This is a genomic window from Nocardia sp. NPDC052566 (genome assembly GCF_044547285.1).
Lineage (GTDB): Bacteria > Actinomycetota > Actinomycetes > Mycobacteriales > Mycobacteriaceae > Nocardia.
The window spans coordinates 269837-285055 of sequence record NZ_JBIUAF010000006.1; the positions used below are offsets into that span (position 1 = coordinate 269837).

Annotated in this window: 12 protein-coding genes; 3 read left to right on the forward strand and 9 right to left on the reverse strand. The window is 69.2% G+C overall.

Annotation, left to right across the window (positions count from 1 at the left end):
• Nucleotides 1-7: 7 nt before the first annotated feature.
• Nucleotides 8-2482 carry a hypothetical protein gene (locus tag ACIG5A_RS30985; protein ID WP_397246509.1) on the reverse strand — a complete coding sequence of 825 codons (2475 nt, stop codon included), beginning with the start codon at nt 2480-2482 and terminating at the stop codon, nt 8-10.
• A 153-nt stretch (nt 2483-2635) separates the two neighbouring features.
• Here ACIG5A_RS30985 and ACIG5A_RS30990 point away from each other — a divergent pair, with 153 nt between their 5' ends.
• Nucleotides 2636-3745 carry a BTAD domain-containing putative transcriptional regulator gene (locus tag ACIG5A_RS30990; RefSeq protein ID WP_397246511.1) on the forward strand — a complete coding sequence of 370 codons (1110 nt, stop codon included), beginning with the start codon at nt 2636-2638 and terminating at the stop codon, nt 3743-3745.
• A gap of 101 nt (nt 3746-3846) precedes the next feature.
• Nucleotides 3847-4551, forward strand: coding sequence for a hypothetical protein (locus ACIG5A_RS30995; RefSeq protein WP_397246513.1), 705 nt, complete (start codon nt 3847-3849; stop codon nt 4549-4551).
• A 46-nt stretch (nt 4552-4597) separates the two neighbouring features.
• Here ACIG5A_RS30995 and ACIG5A_RS31000 read toward each other — a convergent pair whose 3' ends face one another.
• The 4 genes from ACIG5A_RS31000 to ACIG5A_RS31015 all read right to left on the reverse strand — a co-directional run bounded on the left by ACIG5A_RS31000 (nt 4598) and on the right by ACIG5A_RS31015 (nt 8119).
• Nucleotides 4598-5317 (reverse strand): alpha/beta fold hydrolase, encoded by a 720-nt coding sequence (locus ACIG5A_RS31000; RefSeq protein WP_397246515.1) that lies wholly within the window; start codon nt 5315-5317, stop codon nt 4598-4600.
• 27 nt (nt 5318-5344) lie between these two features.
• Nucleotides 5345-6310 carry an alpha/beta hydrolase gene (locus tag ACIG5A_RS31005; protein WP_397246517.1) on the reverse strand — a complete coding sequence of 322 codons (966 nt, stop codon included), beginning with the start codon at nt 6308-6310 and terminating at the stop codon, nt 5345-5347.
• A gap of 47 nt (nt 6311-6357) precedes the next feature.
• Nucleotides 6358-7065, reverse strand: a complete 708-nt coding sequence (locus tag ACIG5A_RS31010; RefSeq protein ID WP_397246519.1) for an alpha/beta fold hydrolase — start codon at nt 7063-7065, stop codon at nt 6358-6360.
• 64 nt (nt 7066-7129) lie between these two features.
• Entirely contained in the window at nt 7130-8119 is a 990-nt protein-coding gene (locus ACIG5A_RS31015; RefSeq protein WP_397246521.1) for a GlxA family transcriptional regulator, read from the reverse strand.
• 78 nt (nt 8120-8197) lie between these two features.
• Between ACIG5A_RS31015 and ACIG5A_RS31020 the strand changes: the two genes are divergently transcribed.
• Entirely contained in the window at nt 8198-8860 is a 663-nt protein-coding gene (locus ACIG5A_RS31020) for a TetR/AcrR family transcriptional regulator (protein ID WP_397246523.1), read from the forward strand.
• 64 nt (nt 8861-8924) lie between these two features.
• Here ACIG5A_RS31020 and ACIG5A_RS31025 read toward each other — a convergent pair whose 3' ends face one another.
• The 4 genes from ACIG5A_RS31025 to ACIG5A_RS31040 form a co-directional block, all read right to left on the reverse strand.
• Nucleotides 8925-11354 (reverse strand): hypothetical protein, encoded by a 2430-nt coding sequence (locus tag ACIG5A_RS31025; RefSeq protein WP_397246525.1) that lies wholly within the window; start codon nt 11352-11354, stop codon nt 8925-8927.
• A gap of 8 nt (nt 11355-11362) precedes the next feature.
• Entirely contained in the window at nt 11363-12727 is a 1365-nt protein-coding gene (locus tag ACIG5A_RS31030; RefSeq protein WP_397246527.1) for an SWIM zinc finger family protein, read from the reverse strand.
• A 116-nt stretch (nt 12728-12843) separates the two neighbouring features.
• Complete coding sequence (locus ACIG5A_RS31035; RefSeq protein ID WP_397246529.1) at nt 12844-13749, reverse strand: esterase/lipase family protein; 906 nt, start codon at nt 13747-13749, stop codon at nt 12844-12846.
• A gap of 139 nt (nt 13750-13888) precedes the next feature.
• Nucleotides 13889-15205, reverse strand: coding sequence for a family 1 glycosylhydrolase (locus ACIG5A_RS31040; protein WP_397246531.1), 1317 nt, complete (start codon nt 15203-15205; stop codon nt 13889-13891).
• Nucleotides 15206-15219 lie beyond the last annotated feature (14 nt).

Genomic DNA, 15219 nt, shown 5'->3' on the forward strand with positions numbered 1-15219 from the left:
GCGACTCCTAGAAGAATCCGACGACGGGACCCTGCAGCGATCGCTCCCATTTCTGGGCGTTCACCAGCAGGGCACGCGCCTGGTTGTACGGTGCGATGGTCGGCAGGCGCAGCGTCACCGCGATGGTCAGATGTGCTGCGGCCGAACGGAATACGGTGCGCCGGAAATCGGGGTCGAGCCCGTTGTCCTCGGCGGCCGACACCAGCAGGCAAGCGCCCGCCCAGAACTCGTATCTGGCGAGCTTGCCCGCGAATACCTGTGGGTCGCCCTCGGCGGCCGGATCCAGCCGCCGGGTGGCCGGATTGGCGAGCTGGCGTGCGGTCAGGCCGAGCAGGCCGCGGATCGGTTCCACCATCGATCCGACGCGGTCGAGCACAGGCCTGCAGTGCGCGGTCCATTCCTTCTCGCGCTGATGGGCCGCCTCGACCGCGTCGATGCCGACGTCGAGTGCCAGCTCGGCCAGCGGGATATTGGCCACGTCGATCCGCATCCAGGCACCGGCCTCGTCTAATGCCTGGTCGAATCGGCCCTCGCGGGCGAGCCGCCTGACCTGGCCGCCCACATCGCGCAGCAGCTTGCCGCGCGCCCGCGCCACATCCTCCGGCGGGAACGGCGCGGCGCGGATCAGCTCCACGTGCGCCTGTGCGCGCGGAAGTTGTTTCGTGCCGAGCTGTTTGACCCGCGCGACATGCGGATCGAGCAGATGCGACGGCAGTTCGGTGCGTGCCTCGTCGATGGCGAGCGCCACCTCCGCCGGTGTCGCGTCGGGCATCATCGCGGTGAGATGGGCGCGCATCATGTCCCAGAAGTTCGCGTCGCGGTGCAGCCGCGACCAGTACCGCAGCGCCTGTTCCCAATGCCCGAAAGCCGCGTCGTCGCCGCCGAGTTCGAGCTCGTAGGCGCGGGCGTGCTGGGCGATCGCGAGATGGTGCAGGCTGCGCGGATCGCTGTCGGATTCGGCGTCGCGCTCCTGCCAGACGTGAACCGCGCGGGGTGTCCACGGGTAGGTCACGCCGTCGCGGCGCAGTGCGGCGAAGGCGAGCCGGTCGAGCGGCCGTTCCAGCGCGGCGCTGTCGAGCCGCTCGATGATCTCGCCGATCCGGACGGCCTTGTCCCGCAGCTGATCCGCCTCCTCGCCGGTGGTGCCCTCGAGCAGCAGGCGGCCCTGCGCGAGCAGGGGGCGCGACTCGTCGAATCGCGAAAGCAGCGCGGCCCGTGCGGCTTTCGCCAGCACACCGCGTGCCGCGGCAACGCAGAGCGGATCGAGCCGGTTGGTCGCGTCGCCCGCCTCGCGCCGCGCGGCGACGGCCAGTTCGGGCAGCAGCGCGGGCGCACCGCGCGATACCGCCGTCAGCACGGTCAGCGGCTCGAGCACAGCGTGCTCGAGCCAGCCTTGTCCGTGCCGATCCAGCAGCGTACGCGCGCCCGCGGCGAGGAGATCGTCGTCGCCGTCGAGCGCGCCGAGCAGCAGGCGGGCATTGGCGGCCAGGTCGTGATCGGTCGGTGCGATCGCGGGGGCGTCGAGCACCTGACGCAGTTTCTCCCGCGCGGTCTTCGGATTGCCGTCCTTCAGGCGCACAAGCGCCGTCACGAACAGGACGGCGGGCTGGATCCACGGCTCGGGTTTGACGCGGGTGGCATTCGACAGCGCGACACCGGCGGGCGTTCCGCGCAGCACGGCCGACGCCGCGGCGAGCAGATGCCGGTACGCGCTCGTGGCGCCGGTGTCCTTCACCTGATCGGTCGGCAGTCCGCCGCGCAGCAGTGCTCGGTAGGCGCTGACATCCTTCAGCCGGGTGAGCCGAAGTTTGGCCTGTGCGCCACCGAACCGATCCGCGACCTCGTAGCGGTGCACCGCCGCGGTGTAGTCGCCGCGCTGTGCGGCGCGATCGCCGAGCAGGCAGAACCAGTCGGCGCGCGCGCTCGGACCTAGCGCGTACAACATCTGCCAGGTCGGTGAGGACGGGCCGCTGAACTCGTACTGGTCGAAGTGCGTGTCGACCAGATCGGTGAGGTGCTCGGTGGCCAGCCGCCGGAATTCCGGTGACACATCGGGATCTTTCGCCCGCACCGCGCCGGTGATCGAGGCGTTGAGGCCCGCGGGCCCCGCCTCGAACAGGTCGACGGCGGCGCCCCACGTCGGCACGAACGACTCCGCGTCCGGCCTGCGCAGCCACTCGCGCAGCACGGTGCGCATGACACCCTCGTTGGCGCCGCACTCCTGAACCACCCTGGCCAGCAACCGAACCGCGTCGGCGGGGAAGACGGTCGCGGCATCGGACACCCGCGATTGCAGCAGCAGCCGGTTGCGTGAGATCTCCCCGCCACTGCTCGCGTGCTCGAGGAAAGCCCCGATCGCGTCGAGCAGCACCCGCGCTCGCGCCGCCGGATCCGGCGCCAGGTCGGCGTGGCGCAGCGCCTCGTGGAAAGCGCGCTCCGCCGGTGGCGGCTCGTCGGCGTCCTGCGGTCGTCTGATTCTCACCTCGCCGCTCCCGTCATCGCGAGAGCGCGCGGCCCGATCTGTGTGCCCATCATGCGAATTCCCACCCTCGTGCACGCGCGGACGCATGCCCCAGTGGCTTCGAGAATAGCGGTTATCATGGTCGGGCACGGGCCGGATTCGAGGAGTGCGGCGATGTCGGAATTGCGGATGCGGTTCGGCGTGCTCGGGGCGGTCCGGTTGACCATCGACGGCCTCGTCCAGCCACTCGGCGGCCCGAAACAGCGTGCGGTGCTGGCCTATCTGGTGATCAACGGCAATCGGCCGGTATCGGTGGACGCGCTGGCCGAGGCGGTTTGGGAGGGCGCGCGACCCTCGGATATCCGGGTGAGTCTGCACGCGATCGTGTCGAATCTGCGCAAACCGCTGCGCGAGGCCGGATTCGACGCGCGCGCGGTGCTCGCGCAGGAGGGGGCCGGCTACCGGATCACGGTGCCCGACGGCGCGTGCGATGTGCACCTGTTCCGCACGCACAAGGAGGCGGGGCTGCGCGCGCTGGCCGCGGGCCGGTTCGATACGGCCAGCGAGTCACTGTCGGCGGCGCTACGGCTGTGGCGCGGGCCAGTGCTCGCGGATCTGCGCGGGCTCGGTTTCGCCGACGCCTACGCCGCCGCCGTCGACGACGAACGGATCGGCGTGATCGAAGCGCGCGCCGTCGCCGATCTGGCGCGCAATCGGCCCGATGCGGTGGTCGCGGAACTGGCGCTGCTCGTCGGCGAATATCCACTGCGCGAACGGTTGTGGAAGCAGTTGATCACGGCGCTGTACGTGGACGGGCGGCAATCGGACGCGCTGGAGGCGGCCCGGCGGCTGCGCGCCACGCTGGCCGAGGAACTCGGCATCGATCCGAGCCCCTCGATCCAGGTGCTCGAGGGCCGGATCCTGCGTCAGGAACCGCTCATCGTGCGCGCGGCGGGCACCGAGGTCGAGCAGACCACGATCGTCGGCGAGATCTCTTGCGGGCGAAGGGGATTGCTGCACGATCCGGCCGGGCACAGCTATGTGATCGCGGGCCCGATCACCCGGATCGGGCGGCTCGCGGACAACGACGTGGTACTCGATCACGGGATGGTCAGCCGCCGCCATGCCGTCATCGTCTACAACGGTGCCGCCTTCGTTATTCGGGACCTGCTGTCCGCCAACGGTGTTCACGTGGGTGGCGTGCGCGTCGTCGATCATGCGCCGCTCACCGACGGCTGCGTCATCCGGATCGGCGACGTGGAGCTCACCTTCACTATCGAGTAGCCGCCGTTGGTCGCTCGTTGGAACACCGTTGGTGCCGGTCCGCAGAGTGGAAGGCAGCCGAATCCCGGCTGACGAACACTCCTCGGAAGGACCGAAAGAACATGCTCACACCCGTTGCCCGCCACCTGCGCCGCGTGCTGCCGGTGGCCGTTGGCGCCGCGGCGGTGGCCGGCTTGGGTGCCCTGCTGCCTGCCCCCGCTTCCGCCCTGCCCTACGGCCCCTACACCTGCGCCCAGGGCTATGTCTGGCGCGACGCCTTCGACGGCGACCTGGTCTGCGTCACCCCGGCCGACCGCGATATCGCGCACACCGAGAACGCCCAAGCGGTGTCGCACCGCTCGCCCACCGGCGGCGCGTACGGACCGGACACCTGTAACCAAGGCTATGTCTGGCGTGAGACCCGTCCGTCCGACCACGTGTGCGTCGAGCCCGGCCGCCGCGACCGCGCCCGTGTCCAGAACACCGAGGGCATACTGCATTTCGCCGATCCCACCCAGCTCCCCGCGGGCGACGTGCACATCCGCACCGAGCTCACACTGCCCGGTGGAGCCATCTATCTCGACGGTGGCAAGGGACTGACCCCCAACGGCCGCATCGAGTTCTACGCTGTCGGCCTGAACACCAACAGCCCGCGCCCGCTCGGCAACCGTCAGTCCGACGGCAGCGGCAACCTGCCGAGGGAGTCGGCCGCCCTCGCCGACGTCCGCTGCGACCTGCCCCGCAACAAGACCGCCACCGTCATCGTGGTCGACATCCGCACCGGCACAGCCAAATCCGCGGGCACCACCTACGCGTTCAGCTGCTGAGGGCTAGGGCGCCAGGAACCGGTGGCCGGTTCCTGGCGGCCGGTGTCTACTTCTTCGCGGCCGAGATGATCAACTCCGCGACGGCAGCGGGCTCGGACACGGAAATCGCATGCGACCCTGCGACTTCCACGGTCGCTGCCGCCGCACGCTCCGCCATGAAACGCTGCGCCTCGATCGGGATGTTCTTGTCGCCGGTGGTGAGCATGGCGAACGCGGGGATCGTTCGCCATGCCGCCGCGGCCGCCGGTTCCTGGAGCGCGGCCAGCGCGACCGGGCGCTGGGTGATCGCCATCAGCTCGGCGGCCGGGGCGGGGACATCGCCGGCGAATTGTGCCGGGAATTCATCCTGCCGGATGTAGAGCTCGGTGGCGGTGCCGCCGCCAGGGAGCGGGTACTGTGCCGAGCGGGTGGTCGGCCCCAGGGTGGAGCCGGGGAACTTATCGGTCAGTTCCAGCGCGCTCTCGCCCTCGGCCGGAATGAATGCCGCGATGTAGACGAGCGCGGTGACATCGGTCTTGCCCGCCGCGGCGATGGAGATGACGCTGCCGCCGTACGAGTGCCCGACCAAGACGATCGGGCCGTCGATATCGTCGAGCACCGACCCGATGTAGGCGGCATCGCTGTCGAGGCCACGTAGCGGATTGGCGGCGGCGAGCACGGAATATCCCTGTGCGCGTAGTACTTCGATCACGCCGTTCCAGCTGGCGGAGTCGGCGAAGGCGCCGTGCACCAGCACGATGGTCGGTGTCGCGGATGCAGTGCTCATGAAGGTTCCTCGGAGTCGAAGGGTTGGTCAGGCGGAGTGCAGGGCGGCCCGCAGAACCGAAACGGCCTGGGCAACAGCGGCTTTGGCGGCGTTGGTGTCGTGCATCGAATTGACCATCACGAAGTCGTGGATGATGCCGCCGTAGCGCGCCTGGATCACCGGGACGCCCGCGGCGCGCAGCTTGCCCGCGAACGCCTCGCCCTCATCGCGCAGTACATCGGCCTCGGCCGTGATGACCAGCGCGGGCGGCAATCCGGCCAGCTGTTCGGTGGTGGCGCGCAGCGGCGACGCGGTGATCTGTGCGCGGTCCTGCGCGCTGGTGGTGTACTGATCCCAGAACCACCGCATGCCTTCGCGAGTCAGGAAGTAGCCCTCGGCGAACTGCCGGTACGAGCCGGTGTCGAAATTGGCGTCGGTGACCGGATAGAACAGCACCTGCTGGGTGAACGAGACATCGCCGCGCTCCTTGGCCATCAGCGTCAGCGCGATGGCCATATTGCCGCCGACCGAATCGCCGGCGACCGCGATCCGTGCCGGATCGAGTGCCTTCGCCGCACCGTCTGTGGTGACCCACTGCGCGACTCGATAGGACTGCTCGTTGGCCACCGGGTACCGCACGTCCGGCGAACGGTCGTACTCGGGGAACACCACCGCGGCATGCGCGCCGACGGCCAGATCGCGCACCAGCCGGTCATGGGTGTGCGCATCGCCGAAAACCCAACCGGCGCCGTGCGTATAGACGATCACCGGCAGCGTCTCCGTGACGCCCTGCGGCCTGACGATCCTGGCCCGCACCGATCCGGTCGGCCCGCCGTCGACGGTAACCCACTCCTCATCGATCTCGGGCTTGTCGATGGGCGAATCTTGCACCGAGTCGACGGCTTTGCGCCCCTCCTCGGGCGGCAGCTGATAGAGGAACGGCGGCTGCGATGTCGCGTCGACGAACTCCTGCGCCGCCTGCTCCAATGCGAGGCCGTGTGGGTTTCCGGTCATTGTGGTTCCCTTTCGGATGTGTTGCGGTGGTAGCGATTACGAGAGGTTCAGCCGAGTTCGGCAATGGCGCCGGTGATCACGGCGGCAACCTCGTCGGGATGGGTGCGCATGACCAGATGTGGTGCGTCGATCTCGACGATCGCGCGCAGTCCGGCCCGCCGATAGCCGAACCGCTCGACCTCGGGGTCGATGGTGCGATCGGCGCTCGAGACGATGCCCCAGCCGGGCTTGGTCCGCCACGCCGCGGCCGTGGCGGGTTCATCGAAGGCTGCCGCGGACAGCGGCCGCTGGGAGACCGCGAGCACCCGCGCCTCGGTGATATCCAGGCCCGCGGCGAATACCGCTGGAAAGGCGTCGATCTCGACCGATACGTCGGTGCCCTGCCCGCCGTCACCGATGGGGTACGGCGCGTAGACGAGGTGGGCGGCCAGTTCGGAATCCGGGAAGCCGCCTTGCAATCGGCCGAGGCTCTCACCCACCTCGAGGACGTAGCCGGAGACGAAGACGAGGCCGACGACGTTGTCGGCGACACCGGCGACGGTGATGACCGCACCGCCGTAGGAGTGTCCGGCGAGCAGGACGGGGCCGTCGATCCGTTCGACGAATGCCTTGATGTACGCCGCGTCGTCCGCCAGGCTGCGGTTGGCGACCGGCGGCGCGAAGACCCGGAATCCCTTGGCCAGCAGCCGTTCGGTGACCGGCTGCCAGCTGGACGCGTCGGCGAAGGCGCCGTGCACGAGAACAACTGTTGTCATGGCGATCAGTTTCCGTTGCGCCATTGGCAACGCGCCCCTCCGTGCGGGCCGTGAAAGCCTCCGATCAGGACACGGCGGCGGTGCCGGTCGAGCGGAAGTGCTGCTGGTATTTGCGCGGGGAGATGCCGAGCTTGGCGACGAAGGCGCGGCGCAGTGCCTCGCTGCTGCCGTAACCCGCGTTCATCGCGGCCTCGGTGACGCTGGAACCGGCGTGCAGCATGTCGCGGGCGACGCCGAATCGGATGAAGGCGACGTATTCGGCGGGCGAGCGCTCGAGCTCGGCGCGGAACAATCGGGTCAGGTGGCGGACGCTGACCCTGGCGTGGGTGGCCAGCGTCTGCACCGTGTGCGGCGACGCTGGATCCGCGCAGATCAGGTCGACGACCTTGCGTACCAGCGGACTCCGCGGCGCCGGTCCGGCCAGCGACGCAGAGAACTGCGACTGCCCACCGCCGCGCTGCATGTAGACCACGAGCAGTTGTGCGACCCGGCGCGCGATGTCGGGTCCGTAATCCTCCTCCACCAGAGACAGCGCGAGATCCATGCCAGCCGCGACACCGGCCGAGCTGTACAGGTTGCCGTCGCGCACGAAGATCGCGTCCGGTTCCACGACGATCGCGGGATAGCGCCGGGCGAGATCGGTGGCGAATTTCCAGTGGGTGGTCGCGCGCCTGCCGTCGAGCAGGCCGAGCTCGGCCAGGATGCACGCCCCACTGCAGATCGAGGCCAGCCGGCGGGTGCGCGCGGAAAGATGGCGCGCCGCGGCGACCAGTTCCGGCGTCATGAACTTCGCGGGCGGCAGTTCGCTGCCCGGAATTACCACGGTGTCGAAGCGCCCCGCGTCGGCGGCCGCGCCGTCTACCGCCAGTCGCGCGCCGATCGAGGTCAGCACGTCGCCGCCGTCGGCCGAGAGCAGGACCACCTCGTAACCGGGCACGGTCTGATTGGCCTCGACGAAGACCTCCGCGGGGCCGACGAAGTCCAGCGCCTTCACGCCGTCGAAGACCAGGATGCCCACCCGTCGGCGGGGCGGCTCGGTGAAGTTGGGGGCCATGTCAACCATTGTTGTGGAGGCACGCCTCCAGAACAAGCGATGTGGGCCGGCTCGCACAGCGGTTGGTACGGTGACCGCATGGGCAGGCCACGGCAATTCGACGAATCGGGCCTGCTCGACGCCGCTGCCGACCTGTTCTGGAGTAAGGGTTTCGACGACACCTCGGTTGAGGATGTGTCGCGCGCCACCGGTGTCGGCAACGGCAGTATCTACGCCGCCTACGGCAACAAGCGCGGCCTGTTCCTCGCGGCCTTCGAGCGCTACTGCGAGCAGCGCGCCCGATTCGTGCGCGATGTCCTCGCTGCCACTCCCGGGTCGGCGCGTGCCGCGGTACGCGCCCTCTTCGCGGCGATCATCGACGACTGCGCATCTCAGCCCGATCGCCGCGGCTGCCTGATGCTCAACAGCATCGCCCAGCTCGGCCCGCGCATCCCCGAGGTCGCCACCCTCGGCGCCACGACGACCGCCGCCATGGAAACCGTTGTGGCCGAACGTCTCCGCTGTACCGCCCCCCTCGACGATGCGGCCCTGTCCGCCCACAGCGCCAACATCGTGGTCGTAGCCCAGGGCCTGATCCAGCTGAGCCGCATAGGAACTCCGTCACGGCGGCTACACGAGGTCGCCGCCGTCTCCACCGGCGCGCTCCCCGCGGCCTGGGCGGATCAGATCGGAACACCAGCGCCACGCCGCCCGGACGCGCCGATACAGACTTGGACAGCCGATCATCAGGAACTGACGTAAGTAACGTGCGAGAGGCCGGTTACCTGAGTTCCTGATGATCTTGTGGCGCGGCGCGGCGACTCCGCTATGCGGGCACGGATCGCCGGTGCTCGGTTGTCTCGAGGACGTCCGCGAGTGCTCTTGCCTCCGTGACCAATCGGCTGGAGCCGCCACGGGCGATGATCGCGTCGAGTCCGGGGATATCGCCGGAAGCGCCGGTGCGGCGGGCGGTTTCGGCGGCGATGGCGAGGACGTCGACCAGGCCGTTCGTCTTGGTAGCGGTGAGCAGGACCGGAAGCATCGGTTCCAGGAGTTGCCAGGTGCGGTGGGCGCCGAGGGCGATCAGGGTGTCCTGGAGGGAGCCGGCCAGGCGTTTGCCGGTGAGTGGGAGCTGGATGGACCTGGCCAGCAGGTCGGGGCGGAGTTCTTCGCGGGACACCAGGATGACCAGGGCGTCGACGGCCGCTGTGCGATCGGAGGCGGAGTCGCTGGTCAGCTTGTCGGCGATCATCCGATGCACCGCAGGGCCTTTCCTGCCGCGCAGTTCCACGATGCGCAGCAGGTCGCGCCTGTCGCCGCGGAAGTGCCACTCGACGAGGATTTCCGGGATCGGTACGAGTTCGATGCACCGGCAGGATCCGCCATAGTGCCACAGGGAGTCGAGCATCGGGTGTACCTGCTCCGGCAGGGTTTGCAAGGTGTGCTCGGGCGTTCGCAGCCACGTGGCCAGCCGGGCGCCCTCGGGTGAGCCGAGGCTGTCCGCCGCGGTGAGCACCGTGGGATCGGTCGTCGGCACTACCCGCAGCAACGCCTGTGCGAATTCGGCTCGGCCAGGCCGGATATCGAGTTCTTCGAAGCGGCGCATGCGGTCGATCAGGTCGAGCGCGTCGATCTGCCCGTTGTCGAAGGTGGGGGTGGCCAGGGCGAACGGCGGCAGCGGCGCGCCGGCGAGCACCAGGTTGCCCCACTCGGACATGCGTTGTTCGGTGATCCCCGGATTGTCGGCGATATGCGGATGATGGCGCAGGACTCCGATGGCCACCGCGGCCAGGGTGATGATCGACCAGTCGTACCACGGCCGCAGCCACTGCCGCTGCCACCACCGTGGCCCGTTCTGTTCTGTGGCCGTCTGGATATCCTGATCCACCAGTGCGGTGAGCGCCGCGGTCAGTCCGGCGCGATCCTGGTAGGTGTACCGGCTGATGCTGTCGAAGAATCTCTCCTCCTGCAATACGTCGCGCAGGTGCGGTGTCATGTACCAGCGGTAGAGCTCGGCCGTTTCGGCCGGGGTGTTCGGCAGGTCGAGCCGACCCGGTGGTGCGGGCGCGGGCAGCGGGAATTCGGCGTCGACGGGGCTGGTCGAGTTCGCCAGCTCGGCGATCGTCGCATCGTCCGCCACGTGGCCGATCATTTTCCCGATGCGCTGGCGAATCGTGGTGTCCTGCATCGTTTCCCCGGCCGCCGACAGGATCGGAACCGCAGCGGGGCGGCAATCCGGCGCATCGCGCAGTACCCGATCGAGCCAGCCGAGCTGAGCACGGACCAATTTCTTCTCCGGTCGCGCAAGCACCTCCGCGGAGAGGGCGACCACCTCGTCGGCAGGCAGTAGTTCCGCGCGATACAGCTCCATGAGCACTTCCTGCGCGTGGCCCGCGACGGTGGATCTGGCCTCGGCGGCGAGTCGCTTGTAGGCGTCGACTCGGCCTGCGCACTCCGCGGGAGTCGCACGGATCGCGGTCAGGACGCGCAGTCGGAAGCGGGTGTGGAATTGGGCCGCGTCGACGCGCGACAGGGCGGTGAGCGCGGAATCGTGCAGGGCATCCCGATCGATGACGCCCTCGGCGGCGAGGGTGGCCAGCGAGTACGACCACGTCGTGTACGGATCCCGGTCGTCGTCCTCGTAGACGGCCGTCTGCTCGGCCTCGAGGTAGGGCTTCATCAGGGTAGGGAAGAAGGGATCGGCCCGCAGGCGCTCGAGCAGGTTCGGCGCCTGCGGAAGTTGGTGGCGCGCCCAGTCTTCCGGAATCCGGTCCCGCCCGTCGTTCATGCGGTCGATCGCCCAGGTGGCCACGAATCCGTTCGTTTCCGGTATCGGACACCCCGAGGTGCGAATCAGGTGCACCATCAGCGGGAAGTAGGGCAGTTCGTCGCGCCACCGATCCATGCGCCCGGCGGCCAACAGCGCGACAAGCTCGCCGCGCCATACCGCGTCGCGATCACCGGCCTCGAGGCATTCGATGAGCATCCACGCGGGCGTCTCGGCATTGCGGGTGCGCCCCGCCATCAGCCACTGCGCTACGGCCTTGGCGGCCGGTAGGCAGCCGAGCCCCCAGAGTTGCACGCGCACCAGCTGTTTCGTCGGCTCCTCCCAGCTGCGTCGCGGTGGGAGCGCGGCGCGGGCACGCTTCAGCGCGGGCACCATGGCGCGGCGTTCGGCCGCCGTCATGGCGGCCACCCGAGCGGGGATCTGCCACGTGGCGATGCGCAGTTCGGCGTCTGGGGCGATCTCGATCACAGCGTTCCTCACTTCTCGGTATTGCGGACGATGCGGACCGCGAGGGCATGGCTGCACGGACCGCGCCGACCGCGGTGCTCGGCCCACCATCGACAGGTGCAGGTGTACCGGTTCGCGGTATCCAGCCGCACCCGGTGGTCGCCGAATTCGGTACGGACGTCGGCGAATTCGGGGCTCGCGGGATCCAGCCGCACCGCACCCGCCGCGACCAGCTCCCTGGCCGAGCGCAGCCGGGGATTGTGCCGCTCGGCCCGCCCGACCGCATAGGGGAGTTCGCGGTGGTAGTAGGCGGCTTCGGCGATGTCGTAGCCGATCCGGCCGTCGACCCCGAGCCGGGTGAGCGCGGCCCTGGTGCGGGCGGGGGTGAGTCCGGATTGAACGGCCAAGTCGCGCACCTCGATTCGGGGATCCCAGGCGAGCAGGACGGACAGCAGCTCCGCGTCGGATTCGGTTTCCGGATCGCTCAGCGCCGCCAGCACCGCGCCCTCACCGGAGAACCCGCGCCCCGCCTCCGGTGACAGTGTGAGGGTGAGCCGCATGCCGGGCAGCGCGATCTCCCAGGCGGCGGACTGCAATTCGCCGTCGGCGGTTGGACCGTACAGCCGCAGCGAAAGAGCATGGCGCAGTACCTGATGCAGCGCGCCGAGCCGCTGCGGACCCGGTAGGCAGACGGCGCCGGGGACCGGTCTGGTGGTGATCCGCAGCTGCCCGCCCGCGGCGACGACCCACTGTCCGCCGCGCGCACCGGTCCGCCCGCGGGGCAGGCCGCGCAGAAAGCGGACCGCCTCACCGGCGCGGACCTCCGCGCGCAGCTCGAATTCCGCCGCGATGACCTGGGTTTCGGCGAATCCGCGCAGCCAGCGCTCGGGCAGCGGCACCTTCTTTTCCACCACCCGGTCTCCGAGGGTGGCCACCGCGAGCTCATCCGGCCCGACGGTCAGGTGCAGTGGGTTGCCGGCGGTGAGCTTCGCCAGCGCCTCCCGCAGCGGTGCGTTGACGTCGACATTGGTTGTGCCGTGGCCGGTTTCGCCGTCCAGGCCGTCGGGCAGCACATCGAGCCGCGCGTGCACGCCGCCGCAGCCGGAGAAGGATTCGAACCGCAGCCGATCCCCGTTGGCGGTCACCACCGGATCGAGGCTGGCGACGCGCTTCGGATCGTAGTAGCGGGCCGCGGCGACATCGGCCACCGCGAGCAGCCCCGCGGCCGCCACCGCCGGATTCGTCACGAAGCCGCGGAAGAACGTCGGGTTCGCCACCGCACCCGCGGGTGTGCGGCCGCCACTGGTCTGCAGGCCGAGCGCGGCGCGATCGGGGGAGCTGGTGAGTGCGGACGGCTCGAGGTAGGTGAGCGAGTGCAGGGCTGCGGTTGCCATGTGACGAGACGGTAGAGGCCGGGTCCGACAAGAAGTCGGATCCGGCTCGTCGACCCTTCGTCAGTTCACCACGGGGACAGGAGATTACGTTGCCATCGAGTCGTCCGGCCACCCGATCAGTGCTGGGGGCAGGAAATTCCGGTGTGGGCCGGGTCGAGGGCGCGCTGGACGAGGTAGGCGATGGTGGGGGATTGGGGGAGTGGGCCGTGGTCGAAAGTGTCTGTGGGGCAGACGTCGTGGACCCAGATGTTGTCGACGGTCGCGCCGGGGCCTGCCTGGAGGAAGGTGGCTTCCGGCGGGGTGGAGGCCTTGTCGAGGCGGGTGGCCACCACGGTGTAGGCGATGCCGGGTTCGGTGTCGCCGCCCGCGTTGATCGTACGGACGACGTCGCTGCCGACGAGCTGCTGTACGGCGGCGGTGCCGACGTACGTCGCGGCGAGGTCGGCGGCCGGACCGGAGGAGCCGCCGGGCGGCAGCAGGCTCGCGAGACCGTTCATGGTGGTGCCGTGGTTGGTGCCCGCGAGGGAGACCAGGCTGCCGACCTCGGCCGCGCCGCCCTCGAAGCGCAGGTACTGCCTGGCCACCAGTGCGCCCTGGGAATGGGCGACCAGATCGACCTTCGCCGACCCTGTCGCGTCGCGGACCCGCTCGGTGAAGGCCGCGAGTTCCCCGGCCGACGCGCGGATATCGCCGGTGCCGTAGACCCCCGGCTTCGCACCCATGACGCTGCCGGTGTCGCGGCCGAAATTGAGCGAGAAGACGCAGTAGCCTTCGGCTTTCAGCTGCGGTGCCAGGACGTTCCAGTCGTTCTGATTGCCCCAGGTGCCGTGTACGAGCACCACCGGTCGCGGATGCGCGGCCGTCGGCGGGCAGCTCCAGTCGTTGGCGCCCGCGGGTGACACGCTGCCGTCCGGAACCTTGGCCGCACCGTCGGAAGCCGATCCGCTACCCCCGATTTCGTGCGCGGGCGCTGCCTCCGCGGGCGCGCACAGCATGGTGAGGGCGGCCGCTGCGCCTGCCATGGTCAGTCGTCGGAGCAAGGTCGGAGCCGGGGCAGGCACGCGGTCGAAATCCCTTCGGTTCTACGGTTGTTCGGAGCTGCGCTGAGTTCTTGGAGCGGTGCTGGGTTCTTGGAGCTGCGCCGAGTTCTCGGAGCCGCGCCTAGCGCGGCACGGTCACCGGGTCGATGCAAGTGCCGATGCCGTCGATCAGCGAGCAATCCTTCGGCGCGCGAGTCGGCCGGTAGTCCGGACGGACTCCGCCGTCGTGAGTGATGTCGGTGTAGGCGGGCACCGCGTCGGTGGGACGGCGGGTCAACGTCGGATCGGTCAGCACGTCGACCGTGTACAGCCCGAATCGCGGTGTGTAGGAGCCCCATTCGTAATTGTCCGTGAGGCTCCAGTAGTTGTAGCCGATGACGTTCATACCGTCTGCCTTGGCACGCTGGATCCAGTAGATGGTGTCACGCAGGTCGTCACCGCGGGTGTAGCCGTCGGCGCGCGGTTTGCCGTTCTCGGTCGGCATGCCGTTTTCTACGATGTAGAGCGGCTTACCGGGGAACTGCCGCGAATAGTGCTGCAGCGCATAGTAGATACCCTCCGGCTGCAGCGGGTTCTTCCACAGCTCGGCGAGGTTGGTGACCGACGTGACCGTATCCGGGCTCAGGCCGTAGTAGTAGTCGATGCCGATGTAGTCGAGCCTGGCCGCGATCTTGTCGATGAACGGCTTGTTGACCAGGTCCTCGCCGCCGGGGAGGTAGGCGACATTGCTGGTGACCATCGCGCCCGGCTGGACCCGGTGGATGTGGTCGTAGATCGCATTGTGCGCCTGAGCCAGTTTGTCCTGCATACCGAGGACGCTGGTGGCGCGGATACCGCCGTGCCGTAATTCGTTGAGGCCGTAGAAGGTCGGTTCGTTGAAGGTGACCCAGAGTGGGTCGCTCGCGGCGTAGCGGTCGACGACCTTGCGCGCGTTGGCCAGCCAGTCCTCGATGATGGCCGGGTTGTCCCAACCGCCGCGGTCCACCTCCCAGCCCGGGTACACCCAGTGATCCAGGGTGAGCATCGGGCGCATGCCCGCCGCCTTGATGGCCCCGATCACGTTGTCGTAGAAGCGGAATCCGTTCTCATCCCATACCCCGGGCTGCGGTTGCACGCGCGCCCATTCGATGCCGATGCGGTAGACCCGCACGCCGAGCTGCTTGGCCAGCTGAATATCGGACTGGTAGCGGGTGAAGAAGTCGATCGCGTCGTTGTACGGGTCATCGGTCTTGCCCGCCGCGACGTACCTGCTCCAGTTGCTGTCCGGCGCATGCCCTTCCGATTGGAAGCCCGATGCGGCCACGCCCCAGAGGAAGTCGGGGCCGACCGGCGCGACCTGTGCGGGCGGCGCCGGTCGCGCGAGCGACGCCGCGGGGTGCACGAGGGTGACGGCGGCGGCCATGGCGGCCAGCCATAGGCCGCGTGGACGGAGTCGCATCGGGAGGTGTGCTC